Annotated in this window: 13 protein-coding genes; 5 read left to right on the top strand and 8 right to left on the bottom strand. The window is 63.2% G+C overall.

Features of this window, described 5'->3' with window-relative positions:
* Nucleotides 1-4: 4 nt before the first annotated feature.
* On the bottom strand, nt 5-1,330 hold the full coding sequence (locus tag D8M21_RS06215; protein ID WP_082156820.1) for a PTS transporter subunit EIIC: 1,326 nt from the start codon (nt 1,328-1,330) through the stop codon (nt 5-7).
* Between the two features lie 145 nt (nt 1,331-1,475).
* On the opposite strand from D8M21_RS06215, the gene D8M21_RS06210 reads away from it, so the two are divergent.
* From D8M21_RS06210 to D8M21_RS06195, 4 genes are all read left to right on the top strand, one after another.
* On the top strand, nt 1,476-1,706 hold the full coding sequence (locus tag D8M21_RS06210; protein ID WP_048681908.1) for a glucose PTS transporter subunit EIIB: 231 nt from the start codon (nt 1,476-1,478) through the stop codon (nt 1,704-1,706).
* 13 nt (nt 1,707-1,719) lie between these two features.
* Nucleotides 1,720-2,466, top strand: coding sequence for a GntR family transcriptional regulator (locus tag D8M21_RS06205; RefSeq protein WP_048681911.1), 747 nt, complete (start codon nt 1,720-1,722; stop codon nt 2,464-2,466).
* Between the two features lie 71 nt (nt 2,467-2,537).
* On the top strand, nt 2,538-6,314 hold the full coding sequence (locus tag D8M21_RS06200; protein ID WP_065424295.1) for a TM0106 family RecB-like putative nuclease: 3,777 nt from the start codon (nt 2,538-2,540) through the stop codon (nt 6,312-6,314).
* Nucleotides 6,315-6,354: 40 nt separating this feature from the next.
* Nucleotides 6,355-7,041, top strand: coding sequence for a hypothetical protein (locus tag D8M21_RS06195; RefSeq protein WP_048681914.1), 687 nt, complete (start codon nt 6,355-6,357; stop codon nt 7,039-7,041).
* Here D8M21_RS06195 and D8M21_RS06190 read toward each other — a convergent pair.
* Together D8M21_RS06190 and D8M21_RS06185 are read right to left on the bottom strand one after the other, a co-directional pair.
* On the bottom strand, nt 7,004-8,224 hold the full coding sequence (locus tag D8M21_RS06190; RefSeq protein WP_053090000.1) for an N-acetylglucosamine-6-phosphate deacetylase: 1,221 nt from the start codon (nt 8,222-8,224) through the stop codon (nt 7,004-7,006). The two genes, D8M21_RS06195 and D8M21_RS06190, sit on opposite strands and share 38 nt — an antisense overlap.
* The gene (locus D8M21_RS06185; protein ID WP_048681916.1) at nt 8,221-8,964 is read right to left on the bottom strand and encodes a GntR family transcriptional regulator; all 744 of its coding nucleotides are present in this window, start codon (nt 8,962-8,964) and stop codon (nt 8,221-8,223) included. The genes D8M21_RS06190 and D8M21_RS06185 overlap by 4 nt, the downstream gene beginning before the upstream one ends.
* Nucleotides 8,965-9,067: 103 nt before the next feature.
* Here D8M21_RS06185 and nagB point away from each other — a divergent pair, with 103 nt between their 5' ends.
* Nucleotides 9,068-9,847: a glucosamine-6-phosphate deaminase gene (nagB, locus tag D8M21_RS06180; RefSeq protein WP_048681918.1), complete on the top strand. Its 780-nt coding sequence runs from the start codon at nt 9,068-9,070 to the stop codon at nt 9,845-9,847.
* 78 nt (nt 9,848-9,925) lie between these two features.
* Here nagB and D8M21_RS06175 read toward each other — a convergent pair whose 3' ends face one another.
* The 5 genes from D8M21_RS06175 to D8M21_RS06155 form a co-directional block, all read right to left on the bottom strand.
* Nucleotides 9,926-10,609 carry an N-acetylmannosamine-6-phosphate 2-epimerase gene (locus tag D8M21_RS06175; RefSeq protein WP_048682492.1) on the bottom strand — a complete coding sequence of 228 codons (684 nt, stop codon included), beginning with the start codon at nt 10,607-10,609 and terminating at the stop codon, nt 9,926-9,928.
* Nucleotides 10,610-10,657: 48 nt separating this feature from the next.
* Nucleotides 10,658-11,647: an ROK family protein gene (locus D8M21_RS06170; protein WP_048681920.1), complete on the bottom strand. Its 990-nt coding sequence runs from the start codon at nt 11,645-11,647 to the stop codon at nt 10,658-10,660.
* Nucleotides 11,644-12,570 (bottom strand): dihydrodipicolinate synthase family protein, encoded by a 927-nt coding sequence (locus D8M21_RS06165; protein WP_048681922.1) that lies wholly within the window; start codon nt 12,568-12,570, stop codon nt 11,644-11,646. Before D8M21_RS06165 ends, D8M21_RS06170 begins: the two co-directional genes overlap by 4 nt.
* Nucleotides 12,571-12,654: 84 nt before the next feature.
* On the bottom strand, nt 12,655-13,470 hold the full coding sequence (locus D8M21_RS06160; protein WP_048681925.1) for an ATP-binding cassette domain-containing protein: 816 nt from the start codon (nt 13,468-13,470) through the stop codon (nt 12,655-12,657).
* Nucleotides 13,467-15,527 (bottom strand): dipeptide/oligopeptide/nickel ABC transporter permease/ATP-binding protein, encoded by a 2,061-nt coding sequence (locus tag D8M21_RS06155; protein ID WP_048681928.1) that lies wholly within the window; start codon nt 15,525-15,527, stop codon nt 13,467-13,469. The genes D8M21_RS06160 and D8M21_RS06155 overlap by 4 nt, the downstream gene beginning before the upstream one ends.
* Between the last annotated feature and the right edge of the window lie 2 nt (nt 15,528-15,529).

The following is a 15,529-nucleotide window of genomic DNA, read 5'->3' as shown; positions in this document are numbered from 1 at the left end:
AACGCTACTTTTCCGTAGAGTTCTTGAAGGTCGCCTCGTCACCGCTCTCCGGGGTCGACGATGTGACTACCGCAGACTCGCCGTCTTGCGCCGGAGCATGCTCATTCGCTTTCTCCGTTTCATCCTCTTCGCGACCCGGCGTTCGCAGATTCCATTTACGGATCACGAATCGGAAGAGAACGTAGTAGATCACGGCATAGCCCAGCCCAATGGGAATCAGCCAGATCGAATTTTGCGAGATTCCGAAGTTCAACAAATAGTCGATCAACCCGGCGGAGAATCCAAAACCGGTATGGATATCCAGGAAATTGACCAAAGCCATGGAGGTTCCCATGAGCACCGCGTGAATCAGGTACAAAGGCCACGCGATAAACATGAACGAGAATTCCAGCGGTTCGGTGATTCCCGTGAGAAACGCGGTCAAACCCGTCGAGAGCATGACGCCACCGACGACCTTTTTCTGACTCGGCTTGGCCTCCTGCCAGATGGCCAGGGCGGCGGCCGGCAGACCAAACATCATGATGGGGAAGAAGCCGGTCATGAAGACGCCGGCGCTCGGGTCGCCGGCGAAGAACCTGTTGAGATCGCCGTGGACGCCGTTGTAGTCGCCCAATATGAACCACACGATCGAGTTGAGAATGTGGTGGAGCCCAAAGGGAATCAGGAGCCGGTTCAGGAAGCCGTAGGCGCCGGCACCCACGATGGTATTGCTCGAAACCGCTTCCCCGAGCGAAGACAGTCCTTTATCAAACAGGGGATACACCAGCGCTAGGATCACGCCCAGGACGAGCGCCGCGACGGACGTCAGAATCGGTACCAGCCGGCGGCCGCCGAAGAACCCGAGGAAGTCCGGGAGGCGGGTGCGATGAAATCTCTGCCACAGCAGGGCGGAGGTCAGACCGATCACGATGCCACCGAGAACGCCATAGTTAATGCCACTGCCTTGGTCTCCCGAGGAAACGGATTGATCCGACAGGACGATCGGCGACATGACCTTGAAAACGTTGGTCATCACCAGATAGCCAACGACGGCGGCGAGCGCCGTCGAGCCATCGCCCTTCTTGGCGAAGCCGAAGGAAATGCCGACGGCGAAAAGCAACGGAAGGCCGTCAAAGAGCGCGGAGCCCGCCGCGCCGATCACGTGGGCGGCGGTTTCGATGGAGGAGAACTGACCCAGAAGGTCGTCCTGGCCGAGCCTTTGCAAGATCGCTGCCGCAGGCAAAGCGGCAATCGGAAGCATCAGGCTACGCCCAAAGCGCTGCAAGACCTTCATGGCACGGCCGTCACCCTTTTTCTGCGAGGTGGCCGTTGAGGCTGCTGGGGATGTCATGGGGACCTCGATTCTCGGGTGTCCGAGATTGGCGTGGATTGGTGCTGAGGGAGCGCAGTGATACGCTCTTCGTACTGATTATAACCAGTGGTTCTGATCACTCTCATCGACCCGTTGAAACTTGTCAAGACTTGAGGAGATTCTCATGTTGGACCCGAAGCAGATCCTGGAAGCCCTGGGCGGCGCCGATAACGTCGAGGACATCGAAGGATGCATCACTCGGCTTCGCACCGAGGTCGGAGACTCATCCCTGGTCAATCAGGACGCCTTGAAGGCTCAGGGTGCGCACGGCGTCGTCGTCTCGGGAAGCATGGTGCAGGTGGTCGTTGGGCCTCAGGCCGAGAACATTGCCGAAGATATCCAGGATCTTCTGTAGTTCCGCCTCGTTCATGGTTCATAAACACGAAAAAGTTCGGACCGCGCTGCGCCGATACGCCCTCACCGAGCTGTCCCCGGGGGCTTCGCTTCCCGGGGAACGTCAGCTCGAGAAGCATTTCGGCGTTTCTCGGATCACGGTGCGGCGCGCAGTCGCAGATCTCGTGGCCGAGGGCGTGCTGGTCCGCATCCACGGCAAGGGCACCTTCGTCTCTCACGGCAGAGTCCGGTCGGATCTCCACCTGGCGTCGTTCACCGAAGATATGGGCCTCGCCGGTTTACAGCCCTCCACCCAGATTCTGGTGGCCGAGCCTCTCACTCCCCCGTCCGAGGTTTCGGAGTTCTTTGGGCTCGGCGCGAATCAACCGACACTGTGCATCAAGCGTCTCCGCTCGGCCAATGATGCGCCGGTCAGCGTGGATGAATCATGGATGCGTCCGGACCTGACCGAATTCCTCCTCGCGCAGGACCTCACGAAGTCCCTCTACGGACACTTGTCCACCACGGATTTTCCGGTCCGCTCGGCGCACCAGACAGTGGAGGCAACATCGGCGGAATCTGAGTTGGCGCAGGTTTTGGATATTGCCGAAGCCTCCCCCGTGTTGCGCTTCATCCGCCACACGTTCTCGGTACAGGACGGCGCGCCGGTTCCCTTGGAATACTCCATTTCGACCTACCGCTCGGATCGGTACCAGTTGTCCATGCATCTACAGCTCTCTCCCGACCGATCCGTCAACTTCGAATCCGCAGACAACGCTTAACTTGTCGGTCGCCGCCCGTAACCTGGGGTCAACACCCGGTACCGGACCGGGTGGCAACCCAGGAGGTGGCTGTGTTCTTCGTCGACGCCCCGGCTCACGAGTCAGAGGATTCTTCGAAAACCCTTGTGTACTCGGCATCGGATCTCGTCCGCGCCGCGGAATGCACCTGGGCTACGTTGCATCTGCTGGACGAGAAGATCGGCAAAATCCCGCGGCATGAGGTCCCTGAAGACCCCATGCTCGAGCGAACCTCCAAACTCGGTGACGAGCACGAAGCCGCCGTTCTCGCAGAAATGGTCGAACGGTACGGTCGATTTGATCCGGCAACCGGGCGCGGCGTCTATGAGATTGAACCCGCACAGAAGATGGATTGGGCAACCCTCGAAGCCAAGCACCTCGAATCTTTGGCGGCCCTTCGCTCCGGTGCCGACGTCGTTTTTCAGGCGTCCTTCTTTGACGGTCGTTTCCACGGACGGTCCGACTTCCTGGTGCGCGAACCGGATGGCAGCTATCGCGTCTTCGACACCAAACTGGCTCGGCACGCCAAGGTGACGGCGCTGCTCCAGCTCGCGGCATACGCGGATCAACTCAGCGCGGCGGGAATTCCGGTTTCCCCGGAGGTCTCGCTGATCCTCGGCAATCGCGAACAGGCAACCTTCCCGGTCACCGAGTTCATGGCTGTCTATCTGGAGCGGCGCGAGCGCTTCGAGGAACTCACCCGGCAGCGCAGGGCGGCCTCCGAACCACTGGATTGGTGGGATGATTCCATTCCCCGATGCGGCTCGTGTCCACATTGTGCGGCCGAAATCGAGGCGCACGAGGATGTCCTGCTCGTGGCGGGAATGTCTCGGACGCGTCGCGCGAAACTTCGGGAACGCTACGGTGTGCGAACGGTCCACGATCTCGCACAACTGGACGACCCATCCTTACCATCGTCCGTGCGCAAGGCCCGCGACCAAGCGGCAATGCAAGCGGGGCTGGCCGTTCCCGACAACTCGGTGACCTACACCGCTAACGACGGCGTCGAGCATACGGTCTCGTACGTGGTCTCCCATGCCGCCGCGTTAACCCGGATTCCGCGGGCCAACCCAGGGGACATCTTCTTCGACTTCGAAGGAGACCCCCTGTGGCAGGATCCAGAAGATTCTTCTTGGGGCATCGAGTACCTTTTCGGCCTCGTCGAGACCCCAGAAGACCCAGCCGAGACTCCCCGGTTTGTCCCGTTTTGGGCACACTCCCGGGCCGAGGAAAAGCAAGCCCTGATCGATTTCCTCGCCTACGTTCGTGACCGTCGCGAACGCTACCCGGACATGAAGATCTACCACTACGCCAACTATGAGAAGCGTGCGCTCCGCGATCTCGCGGCACGGCATGGCGTCGGTGAGGAAGACGTCGACGATCTCCTGCGCCACGAGGTTCTCGTCGATCTGTACGAACCAGTCCGCGAGGCACTACGGATTTCGGAGGGTTCCTATTCGATCAAGAAGCTCGAACCGCTCTATATGGGGGAAAATCTCCGCGCTGGCGACGTCACCAACGCCGCGGCGTCGGTGGTGGCATATTCCGAATTCTGTGCCGCCCGGGACGCCGGCCGCGATGAAGATGCTCACGGAATCCTCGCCGCCATCGGGGATTACAACGAGTACGATTGCCTGTCCACACTGCGGCTCAGGGACTGGCTCCTCTCCCTCGCTTCCCGGTCCGCCGAGGCGGAACGCTCGGCCCCTACTCCGACAAGGCAGACCGTCGACCAAGACATCCTCGCGGAAGACGCCTCGGCTTCCCCCGTGGAGGAGTCCCTCGGGCACTTCGTGGAAACCGCATCACCGGACGTAACCGGTTTGGACCCGGAAGAGCACCGCGCCGTGGTGAGAGCAGTCGCCATGGTCGCGAGCGCGACGGGGTATCACCGCCGCGAACGCAAGCAATTCTGGTGGACCCATTTCGACCGGCTCAGTGCCCCGGTCTCGGATTGGGAGGACCAACGAGATGTCGCCGTCGTCGAGCGGTTAGCCGTGGCGGAAGACTGGCACAAGGCGTCCGCCCGGGCGAGGGTGGAAAAGCGCGTGCTCGAGGGAACGGTACGCGTTCCGGAAGGATCCTCGCTCCGCCCCGGAGAGTCCGGGCTCTTTGGGATGTACGCCTTTCCCCTTCCGCCGTATCTCCGCGACGACGCCGGCAATTCACCTTCGGCCCCGGAGCATGGCGGTTCCGTGGTCACTCGAGCGAGCGCGGCTCGCCTAACGCTCGAGGAGATCGAACCCACTCAGACGCCCGGCCAATTCCGAATCCACCTCACCGAGTCACGGCCGCAAGATTCCGAACCTTTCGACCAGGTCCCCATGGCCATCACGCCTCCTGCGCCGATTCGTACTGTCGCGCAAGAAGAATCTCTGGCAGCCCTGGCGGAAGAGGTAGACGCTTCCCTCCCCGAGTTGCCCCTCGGCGCTGGTCTGGACATTCTCGCCCGACGCCGTCCACGACTCCGCGGTGGCGGCCCCTTGCCTCAGGTCGGGGAACCGGGCCTCGGCGACGGCTCATTGCCCATGGCTGACGCTATCCACTCCGCCGTCACGCGTCTGGACGACTCCTACGTCGCCGTTCAAGGCCCTCCGGGCACCGGAAAGTCCTTTGTGGGCTCACATGTGATCGGCCGGCTCGTGCGTCAAGGGTGGCGGATCGGTGTCGTGGCGCAGTCGCACGCGGTCGTCGAAAATCTGTTGCGCGGGTGCATCACCAATGGCGGTGTACCGGGCGATGCCATCGCCAAGGCCAAGCGATCCCGGGGTACCGACGCCGCGGATCGTCCGGCGGTGCCCTGGCGTGAAATTTCCCCGAAGGAGCTCCCCGACTTTTTCGCCGAAGCCACCGAGACCACGGGTGGACCGCCCGAAGGCCGCATTTACGGCGGTACTGCTTGGGACTTTTCCCATCAGGATCGCTTCGCGCCGGGTTCGCTCGATCTCCTCGTGGTCGACGAGGCTGGCCAGTATTCCTTGGCCAATATGCTCGCGGTATCTCGGTCGTCGCGAAACATGCTCCTGTTGGGAGACCCACAGCAATTGCCGCAGGTGACGCAGGGAAGCCATCCGTACCCGGTGGACGAATCCGCGCTCGGATGGCTCTCCGCCGGAGAACGCACCTTGCCGCCCGAATACGGCTATTTTCTGGACGCGTCGTGGCGCATGCACCCCGAATTGTGTGAGCCGGTGTCCAAGCTGTCTTATCAGGGCCGATTGCACTCGGCGTCCGCCGCGGCCACCCGGCGCCTCGAGGGTATAGGACCCGGTGTGTATCGACTCGATGTCGACCATCACGGCAACGCGACCTCGTCCCCTGAGGAGGCCCGCGTGATCGCCGAGGTCGCGCGGCAGCTGATCGGACTCCAGTGGACCCCAGGCGCCGATGCAACTCCTCGCCCGCTCGAGGCTGAAGACATCCTCGTCGTGGCCTCATATAACGCTCAGGTCGAACTCATTGCTGAGGTCTTGGCCGAGGCGGGTCTTGGTGACGGCGAAGCGAAGGGCCCTCGCGTCGGAACAGTGGATCGTTTCCAGGGGCAAGAGGCACCCATCGTGATCGTGTCCATGGCGGCGTCGTCCGCGGACGAGGTGCCTCGGGGGATGGACTTCCTCTTGTCACCACATCGAATCAATGTCGCGGTCTCACGTGGGCAGTGGGCCGCCGTCGTCGTCAGCTCACCACAGCTGACGAATTTTTGGCCCGTCACGCCGGAATCACTGGCGATCCTGGGAGGCTTCACAGGACTTCGCCGGGACGCCCGTGCGTGGCATGAACTTCCGCTCTCAGGGAGCAAGCAGGACAACGGAGGTGCGACCCGTGAATAATGATGGAGACCAAAAGAGAAGGCCAGAAGAGGAGTGGACGGTGAACATCACACCCAGCTACAGGGCACGGACTCCTTATATTTTTCATTTTGAGGAACAAACCGTGGTCTTGGGTGACCCGTCGTTTCTGAAACCCATCGAGACCTATCTGCTCACCGCGGATCTGGCCACCCGAACCACCTATTGGGACCGCATCACCCAGGACCCAGAAGATTTCGACCCCGATCCCGAACCCGAAGACATCAACAGCGTCGGGATCGAAGGTGACGAGACCACGTTTTGGAACGCCATCGAATCCGCGATCTTCCAGCAGACCGAATGGCCCGAAGAAGACGGCGCCGTTGCCTACGCTCCCCATATACCCGACTGGTTGTACCGCGCGCAGTCGTGGTTCTTCGACCCCATAGCGCCTGCGCTCGGACCAGGTAGCGACGGCGGGTGGATACGACGCCGCAGTGCCTCCGACGGCCGCGGATACCCTGTGGGTCTGTTCCAGTTGACCGAGGAGGATTCTTACTGGGTCTTCGCCTCGGAAGAAGACCTCCGGGACATCACCGACCTGTGCCGAACCCTGGGTCGATTCCGGGTGGGATTCGACCAGCTGACCTCTTACCTGGGGCCCGACGACACCATCGGTTCCGTGGCGCTCCCCATCGAGAGCCGCCACGTGCTCCTGGAAGAGCTCATGATCAGGGGCGTAGACGTCGAGACGATGTTCTGGGAGTGAGGTCTCGCACGGGAGAGAATTCCTCGTCCACGAGCTGAAGCGGCAGGCCCTCGCCCCAGGTGGCGAGACCGAGCGCCTGGGCGGGCCTGCTGGTTGCTGCCTCCAGCGCTTCGTCGGGTGAGACTCCCGCGGCTACGGCCGTGCGCACCGCCTGATCCAGCGTCAGCGTGGAACCGGCAATCGCACCCTGGGAGCCGTCATCGGTCACGAGGCGTGCCACGCCGGCGTCGACCCGAACGCCCAGGCTACCGAGCCGGTAGTCGCCGTCGGGTTGCCCGGTGGCGGACATCGCATCGGTAATGAGGACGACCCGACCAGGTGCCGCCCGGAACAGCATCGCAATCACTTCAGGTGCCACGTGCACCCCGTCTGCGATGACCTCCAAATACACGTGCGGGGATTCCATCGCCGCCACCACGGGACCGGGTTGACGGTGATGAATCCCGTTCATCGCGTTGAATGCGTGGGTCAGGATCGATGCACCGGCGTCGAAGGCCGCGCGCGATGTCGGATAGTCGGCGTCGGTATGCCCCACGGCCACACGCACTCCCTGGTCCGCAAGGTAGCGCGTCACGGCAAGTCCGGGGTCCATCTCGGGTGCGAGCGTGACCTGACGGAGGTATCCATCGGATGCCTCCACGAGACGTCGCGCCTCGTCGATCGAGGCTTGATGCAGGTAATCGGCATTGTGCGCGCCCTTGTGCGCCGGGGAAATCCACGGTCCTTCCGCGTGAATTCCCTCCAAACGGATGCCCTCGGGTATGTCGCGGCCCGACTCGATCGCTCGGGCAATCCGTCGGCAGGAAGCTTCCAACTGCTCGATTGGATTGGCCACGAGGGAGGCGACGGTTCGGCCTGTCCCGTGACGTCTGTGGGTCTCCAATAACTGCCGCATTCCGTCCGCGTCCTCGTAGGCATGCCCACCTCCGCCATGACAGTGAATATCCGTGAATGGTGGGACCATCATCAGGCCAGAACCGTCGGTCCATTCATCCACCGTTACCGGGTCGATCGCGGAGGTGTACGTCTCGTCGAGTCCTGCTTTGAGCGGGAACCCCACCTCGTCGAACAGCACCCACACGCTGTGGCGTCCTTGAGCGAGCGACGCTTCGGGAAGGTGGGCGAATGCGTGATGGGTATGCAGAGAACGCGTGGGCCGGGCGGAATGCAAAAGCGTCGTCATGAAACGGAATCCTTCGGTGTACGGATCACGGTCAGGTCAAAACCGTATCGGTCGGCTCGGTAGGTGGTCTCGGTGTGTTCCACGGGGCCCCCTCGGGCATCAAATGCGAGCCGCTCCACGCAGAGGGCCGCCGCACCCACGGGTTCCCGAAGATGACCCGCCTCCTCTGGGGTCAGGTTCACCGCGCGGATCGACTGATGCGCCGATTCGGCTCGATGCCCGCACTCGCTCAGATGACGGTCCAGAGATGCGTGAGGATCGGGAAGCCGCCCGCCCAACGCATCCAGTGGGACGTCCGCGAATTCCAGAGCCATCGGCTCACCGTCGGCCAAACGAAGCCGGTGCAAACGAACGACTGGTGAATCCGCCGCGACCCTAAGCAACTCGGCCAACCGCTGACCGGCAGGTCGCGAGGTGCAGCCCAACGGCATGCTGTCCGGGACGTGACCACGCTGCACCATGTCCTGAGAAAAGGAGGTGAGCCGCACATCTTTACGGATCAGTTCCGGATCGGCCACATAGGTTCCCGAGCCGTGAACCACGTACAGCATGCCCTCATCCACCAGCTGGGCGATGGCCCGGCGTACCGTTGCTCGGCTCACGCCGTACGTTTTCTGGAGCTCCCGCTCGGTGGGAATGGCCTCGTGAAAAGCGAGACCGGTCAGGACATCACGCCGGAGCGTCGCCGCGAGTTCGCGATATTTGGACCGCGACGCGGCATCGCCAGACTTCTCGACCATTCGAACCGTCCTCCCATAGTGGTACGAACCAAAGATACACTCCCACCCAAAAATATCGAGATTGGTACGTACCTCTAGTGAGGATGAGGGATATGCTGGAGGTATGGAAATCATCGTTGCTCCCACCCCGAAACATGTCGGCGAATTCGCGGCCGGTCGCATCGCGAAAGTTCTCGACGCTAAACCGAACGCCGTCTTGGGTGTGGCCACAGGGTCCAGCCCCGTTCCGACGTATGAGGCCCTCGAGCGCATGGCCCAACAGGGCTTGGATTTTTCCCAGGCCAGCGCCTTCGCACTCGACGAATACGTCGGCTTACCGGAGGGTCACCCCCAAAGCTACGCGGAGGTTATCCGCCGCGACGTCACCGAACGCCTCGGCATGAATCCGGAGCGGGTCCATGTTCCCCGCGGCCACGCTGACGACATCCCCGCGGCGTGTGAGGAGTACGAGCGCGCCATCGCAACCGCCGGTGGCGTCGACATTCAGCTACTCGGCATCGGGGCGAATGGCCACATCGGCTTCAACGAACCCAGTTCCTCGCTCGCAGGCCGCACCCGCGTCAAGACCCTCACTCCCAAGACGCGCAGCGATAATGCGCGCTTCTTCGGCGGCGACCTCTCCCGGGTCCCCACGCACTGCATCACGCAAGGAATTGGCACCATCCTGGATGCCAGGATCGCACTTCTCGTGGCGACCGGCGAAGATAAGGCCTCCGCGGTCCAGGCCATGGTCGAGGGACCCGCCGGAGCGTTCTGTCCCGCCACGGCCCTTCAATGGCACCGTCGGGCGATCATCGTGGTGGACGAAGCCGCGGCCTCTCAATTGACGCAGAGGGAGTATTACGACTTCGTCCGGGACAACCGTCCCGACTGGCAACGCTAGCCGCACCGTCCAACGGCACAGCCCGGTGCCCCCACCGCCATGGCGAGGAGCACCGGGCACGTGCCCACGCGGTGCGCCCTAGTTCAGGGCCTCCACGAACCACGAGGTAATGCTCGACGGATGCGTGATCGCGGTCCCCACCACGACGGCGTCCGCACCAGCCCGCATCGCTTCCGCCGCTTGATCCGGCGTATGAATGCGCCCTTCGGCCACGAGCATGCGGCCTAGTCCCGCCTCGGCGATGGCGCGAATGAGTTCCAGGTCGGGCCCGTTGCTCACGGGACGTTCTCCGGTGTACCCGGCGAGCGTCGTCCCCACGAGGTCGGCACCGGCGTCGACGGCCGCGATCGCGTCGTCGAGTGACCCACAATCCGCCATGACGCGGGCCCCGGTGCTCTCATGCAGGGCCGTGATGGTTTCCCGGAGCGAGCGACCGTCGGGCCGAGGCCGGCGGGTTCCATCCAGGGCCACGATGTGGGCACCGGCCTGAGCCACCGCGAGGGCGTGATGCAGCGTCGGGGTGATGAAAACTCCCTCGTGGCCGTCTTTGAAAAGGCCAATTACGGGGACTTCCACGGCTGAGCGAGCAAACTGGATATCGGCAATTCCCTGCACCCTGACCGCCGCCGCGCCGCCGACGACGGCGGCCTGCGACACCTGCGCCATGGTGCGGGGGTCTCTCATCGCCTCGCCCGGATAGGCTTGGGCCGAGACGATGAGTTTGCCCCGGAGGGCCTCCAGCTCGCGGTCGGTGAGAAGCATGGGATATTCCTTTCGCAGGTTCGGGCCTTTCACCGCCCGTTCTCGTGGTCAGCTCTGAGGGTCGGCCGGGTTCTCGTCCGCCCAGGCCAGAGAAGCGGCGCCCAGCAATGCGGCGGACCCTCCCGAAGACACGGGTTCGGGAAGTGTTTCGATACCGGAAATGCGGACGTGCCGATACGTGCGGAGCATGGGTTCCCACCAGAGCGGGCCAGCGGTTGCGAGACCCCCCGAGAGCACCAAACGGTCGGGGTCGAGCGCATTGGCCAGGCCCGCCAGGAAAGACCCCGCGATCTCCGCAGACACCCGAATCACCTTTTGTGCCACCGGGTCGCTCTCGGCCACGGCAAACAGGTCCCGGGTGGTCGCGACGTCGCGGGTGCCACCGGCCGTGCGATAAACCCCGGGAAACGAAGCTCCGGCGCACGCATCTTCCAGGATGAGGTGCTCGGGATCCACGGCCGTGGGCACAAACAGGTCCATCTCGGGGTGATATGGAACCGGCATCATGCCGACGTGCCCGGCCACGAAGTGCTTACCCACTTGCGGTTTCCCGTCGATCAGCACGGCGCCGCCCACGCCGGTCCCGAAGGCCACCAATACGGTGGTGCCTTCGGAATCTTGTCCGGAGTTCCTCCGGAACATGTCTTCACCGAGGGCATGAGCGTGCACGTCGTTAATCGGCCGCACCGTGTGGATCGGCCGACCTGGGATATCCGCCAAACGCTCGGTCAGACGTTCCGCGAGGTGTGTGCCGGTCCAACCGGGAATATGCGGCGTCGCCGAAACGACGCACCCGGTGTGCGGATTGATGACGCCGGCAGATCCGATGCCCAGGATGGGCCGCACGTCGATCCCACGATCGACGGCCTGGCCCACGAGCTGTCTGGCGACCGAGGCCACGGCATCGAGGACCGCGTCAGGGCCGTCCTTGGCCGGCGTCGGCTCCTCGGCCCGGGCGATCACCTCCCCCGTGGAGGTCACGAGGGCACCGGCGGTTTTGGTTCCGCCCAGGTCGAGAGCGACCGCAGCTCGAGTCATAGAAGTCCGTTCCTTTCCAAGATTCGTCGAATCGATGCCGCGGCGTGGTCGTCGAGGGACACCATGGGGCGGGACATCGTGTTCGATTCCATCACGCCAAGCTCCACGAGAGCTGACTTGAACGCCCCGAGGCCGGCCGCGCCACCAGAGATCTTGGTGGGATCGGCGCAGGTCACGATCGTGAACAGATCGGCCAGGCGGTCTTGCTCTCGACGTGCGGCCTCCCAATCTCCGGCTCGGGCCGCCTCGTACAACCGAACGTACCCGGCGGGATCGACATTGCCGAGCCCCGGAACCAACCCGTCCGCGCCGGAGAGCATCGCGCCATCGCACACGACCTCATGGCCGGTGAACAAGGAAAACTCCGGCAGCTCACGGGTCGCGAGACGAAGTTGGCGGAAGGAGACGTCGTCGTTGGAGGAGTCCTTCACGCCCACGATGGTGCCTTCGCGCGCCAATTCAGCCAGAAGGTCGACGGTCAGCGGGATGTGAGTTCGCACCGGCACGTTATAGGCGAAGACCGGAACGTTCACGGCTTCGCGCACGCACCGGAAGTGATCGAGGATTTCGTGGCGGTCGGTGATGACGTAGTACGGGCTCGAAACTACCACGGCATCTGCGCCGGAATCCGTCATGCGCCGGGCCTCGTCGGCCACGCGCACGGCGGTCTGATCGTTCGCACCGACGATCACCGGGACCGAACCATCCACGAACTCGGCCGTGAGCTCGACGACCTGGCGTCGCTCCTCATTGCTCATGTACGGCGTCTCGGCGGACGAACCCAACATGAACAATCCGTGGACGCCGCCGTCCAGCAGGTGACGAATCACCCGTTGCAGGCCTTCACGGTCAATCTCGCCGTTCGCGGTGCGGGGCGTGATGACCGGGGGGATGACGCCGTGGAATGCGGGCTGTGCAGACAATGGAATATTTCTCCTTGTTGTGGGGGTGCGGCAACGAGGGCACCGCGTGAAAAGTGGGGTTGAGGGCCGATTCGGGCCCCTTGGCTACATACCTCGTAAGAGGCTCGGCGCAGCGCCGAGGAGCGAGCGCGTGTAATCGGTGGAGGGGTCGGTCAAGACCCGATCCGCCGGTCCTTGCTCCACGGCCTGGCCACCGGTCATCACCAGTATGTCGTCGGAGATGTGGCGGACGGTCTGAATGTCGTGGGAGATGAAGACCATGCCCAGGTTCAGCTCGTCTTTGAGGTCGATCAAGAGATTCAGCACCTGCGCGCGAACTGAGACGTCGAGGGCGCTCGTAGGCTCATCGGCCACGATCACTTCGGGATTCAAAGAGAGCGCCCGGGCGATCGCGACGCGTTGCCGCTGACCGCCCGAGAGCTGGGCCGGGACCGCCTCCGCCGCCGATGCCGGAAGCCCCACCAGGTCGAGCAGCTCACTGACGCGCCGTGAACGATCCACTGTGGATCCCATCGAGTGAACGTCCATCGGATCGCGGATGATGTCGTGCGTCGTCATCCTCGGGTTCAGCGCGGTGGAGGCATTCTGGAAGATCATGGTGATCGACTTGCCGAATTCCTTGCGGTCCGCGGACCTGTTCCCCACCGGCCGACCGCGATAAAGCAGTTCGCCCCCGGTCGGTTCCTGCAAACCCACTATCACGTTGGCCAGGGTGGTCTTTCCGGAACCGGATTCGCCGACGACGCCGACGGTGCGCCCCCGCCGAATCTCGAGGGAAATCCCGTCGACCGCCTTCACGACCTTGCGCCGAAACAGCGTGCCGATCCGCGTCGTGAAGTGAACCTGCAAATCCTTCAGTTCCAGGACGGGTGTTTCCGTGGTCGATGCCGCGATGCTCATGATGGATCTCCTTGAACAATGTGTACCCGGGCTTCGCCCGACGTCGGCGCGTTCGTGGCCCAGTAATGGTCCTGGTCGCCCACCTGCTCGAGTCGCAAGGGCGCGAGCGGATTCGCCTCCGGGGACTGCGAGCGCGGAGCGAATCGGTCTCCCGAAGCGAACTCCGTGGGACTCGGGACGGTCCCGGGGATCTGGTACAGCCTCTCGGCCGAGGACTCAATGGACAGCACCGCTCCGAGCAGACCACGAGTGTATTCGTGGCGCGGGTCCGAGAGGACGTCCGAGGAGGTCCCGGTTTCCACGACCTGACCGGCGTACATCACCGTCACCCTGTGCGACAGCGAACCGACCAGGGCAAGATCGTGGCTGACGAAGATCATCGCGAATCCCAGTTTCTGCTGCAGGTCCAGCAGGAGATCCACGACCTGGCGCTGGACCGTGACGTCGAGCGCCGTCGTTGGCTCATCGGCCACCACGAGCTTGGGCGAACGGGACAGGGCCATCGCGATGAGGACTCGTTGACGCTGGCCTCCGGACAGTTCGTGCGGATAGCTCGCGAGGGTTCGTTCCGGGTCGAGGTTGACCATACTGAGCAGCTCTGAAGGTGAAGTCCGCCCACCACGCCGTGTCAGCTGACGCAGTTGATCCTTGATCAACATGGACGGGTTAAGAGAGGAGAGCGCGTCCTGGTAGACCATCGCGATCTGCTCGCCGCGCAGGCCGTCGAAGGTTTGATCCAGGGCACGGCGTCCCGGCGTGCTCGGCACGAGTTCCCTACCGTTGAACAGGATCGATCCCGTCACGCGCGCATTCGGGGCTTGGAGGCCCATGATCGCCAAGGAGGTGATGGACTTGCCGGAACCTGACTCCCCCACCAAGCCCATGGTTTCGCCGGGTGCGACCGAGAAACTGACGTCGCTGACGACTTCGGTGTCTCCGTATCGGTCGGGGAAAGCGATGCTCAGGTTTTTCACCTCGAGCAACGGGCTCGCCTCGAGATCCGGACGGAATCGGTCGGTCCGAGTCTTTTCGACGCGCGCAAGTTTCGCGAGCTGTTCATCGAGGAGACTCTGGGCCCCGGGGCTCACCGTCTGGATATTCGACGTCGGAATATCGGCACGTTCTTGAGTTTGCAAGGCCTCGGTGGAGGGGTGCGCGTCAGAGGACGGTACGGTGCTGTCTTCCGAGCTGACCGGACGCGTCCGCAACTTGGGGTTGGCCATCGCGTCGGTCATACCCTCCGAGAGGACGTTGAGCGCCAAGACGGTCAGCAAGATGGTGATACCCGCGAAGGTCGTGGCCCACCAGGCCCCCGCCAGAACCACATTGCGACCGTAGGAGATCACGTTGCCCCAGCTCGGCTCGGGATCTTGAATACCGGCGCCGAGGAAGGACAGCGAGGCCTCGAAAATGATGGCGTCGGCCACCATCACGGTCGCGAACACGAGCACCGGCGCCGCGCAGTTGCGCACGACGTGCTTGAGCAGAATGAACGTGCGCCGTGCACCGATGATGCGTTCGGCCCGCACGTAGTCTTCGTTCCACTGGGTCAGAACGTTGGCGCGCACCACTCGAGCGAGCTGTGGGGTGTAGATAATCGCGATGGCCACGATGATCACGGGAACCGAGTTACCCAACGTCGAGAGCAACATCGCTGCCAGGGCGATGCCGGGGAACGCCATGATGACGTCCATGACCCGCATCGTGGTTTCGTTGACCCAGCGACGTCCGGTCGCGGCAATCGAGCCCAGGATGCCTCCGAGAACCAAGGCCAAGAGGACCGATCCGATGCCGATCATCAGCGATCCTCGGGCACCGTAGAGCAGGCGAGACAGGATGTCCCGGTTGAGCCGGTCGGTGCCGAAGGGGTGTTGAAGGCTCGGGGCGGCCGGCATGCCAGATCCCGTGGCCAAGGGGTCGTAGGGCGCGATCAGCGGTGCGAAAATCGCCGCGAGGACCACGAGTATGAGGAAGACGGACGCAACCTTGGAACCCCAAGGCATCCGGCGGAATCGAATTCCCGGTTGGGAAAGGCGGTCTGCGAGTCGGAATCTCATGG

Origin of the sequence: Kocuria sp. HSID16901 (genome assembly GCF_003989425.1) — a bacterium.
Classification (GTDB): Bacteria; Actinomycetota; Actinomycetes; order Actinomycetales; family Micrococcaceae; genus Rothia; species Rothia massiliensis.
The sequence above is the reverse complement of the archived record's forward strand: the minus strand, read 5'-3'. Positions and strand labels throughout refer to the sequence as shown.

Bases quoted from the DNA above. Each gene is read 5' to 3' on its own strand.
- D8M21_RS06215 (WP_082156820.1), bottom strand. From the start codon at position 1,330: ATGACATCCCCAGCAGCCTCAACGGCCACCTCGCAGAAAAAGGGTGAC.
- D8M21_RS06210 (WP_048681908.1), top strand. From the start codon at position 1,476: ATGTTGGACCCGAAGCAGATCCTGGAAGCCCTGGGCGGCGCCGATAAC.
- D8M21_RS06205 (WP_048681911.1), top strand. From the start codon at position 1,720: ATGGTTCATAAACACGAAAAAGTTCGGACCGCGCTGCGCCGATACGCC.
- D8M21_RS06190 (WP_053090000.1), bottom strand. From the start codon at position 8,224: ATGACGACGCTTTTGCATTCCGCCCGGCCCACGCGTTCTCTGCATACC.
- D8M21_RS06185 (WP_048681916.1), bottom strand. From the start codon at position 8,964: ATGGTCGAGAAGTCTGGCGATGCCGCGTCGCGGTCCAAATATCGCGAA.
- nagB (WP_048681918.1), top strand. From the start codon at position 9,068: ATGGAAATCATCGTTGCTCCCACCCCGAAACATGTCGGCGAATTCGCG.
- D8M21_RS06175 (WP_048682492.1), bottom strand. From the start codon at position 10,609: ATGCTTCTCACCGACCGCGAGCTGGAGGCCCTCCGGGGCAAACTCATC.
- D8M21_RS06170 (WP_048681920.1), bottom strand. From the start codon at position 11,647: ATGACTCGAGCTGCGGTCGCTCTCGACCTGGGCGGAACCAAAACCGCC.
- D8M21_RS06160 (WP_048681925.1), bottom strand. From the start codon at position 13,470: ATGAGCATCGCGGCATCGACCACGGAAACACCCGTCCTGGAACTGAAG.
- D8M21_RS06155 (WP_048681928.1), bottom strand. From the start codon at position 15,527: ATGAGATTCCGACTCGCAGACCGCCTTTCCCAACCGGGAATTCGATTC.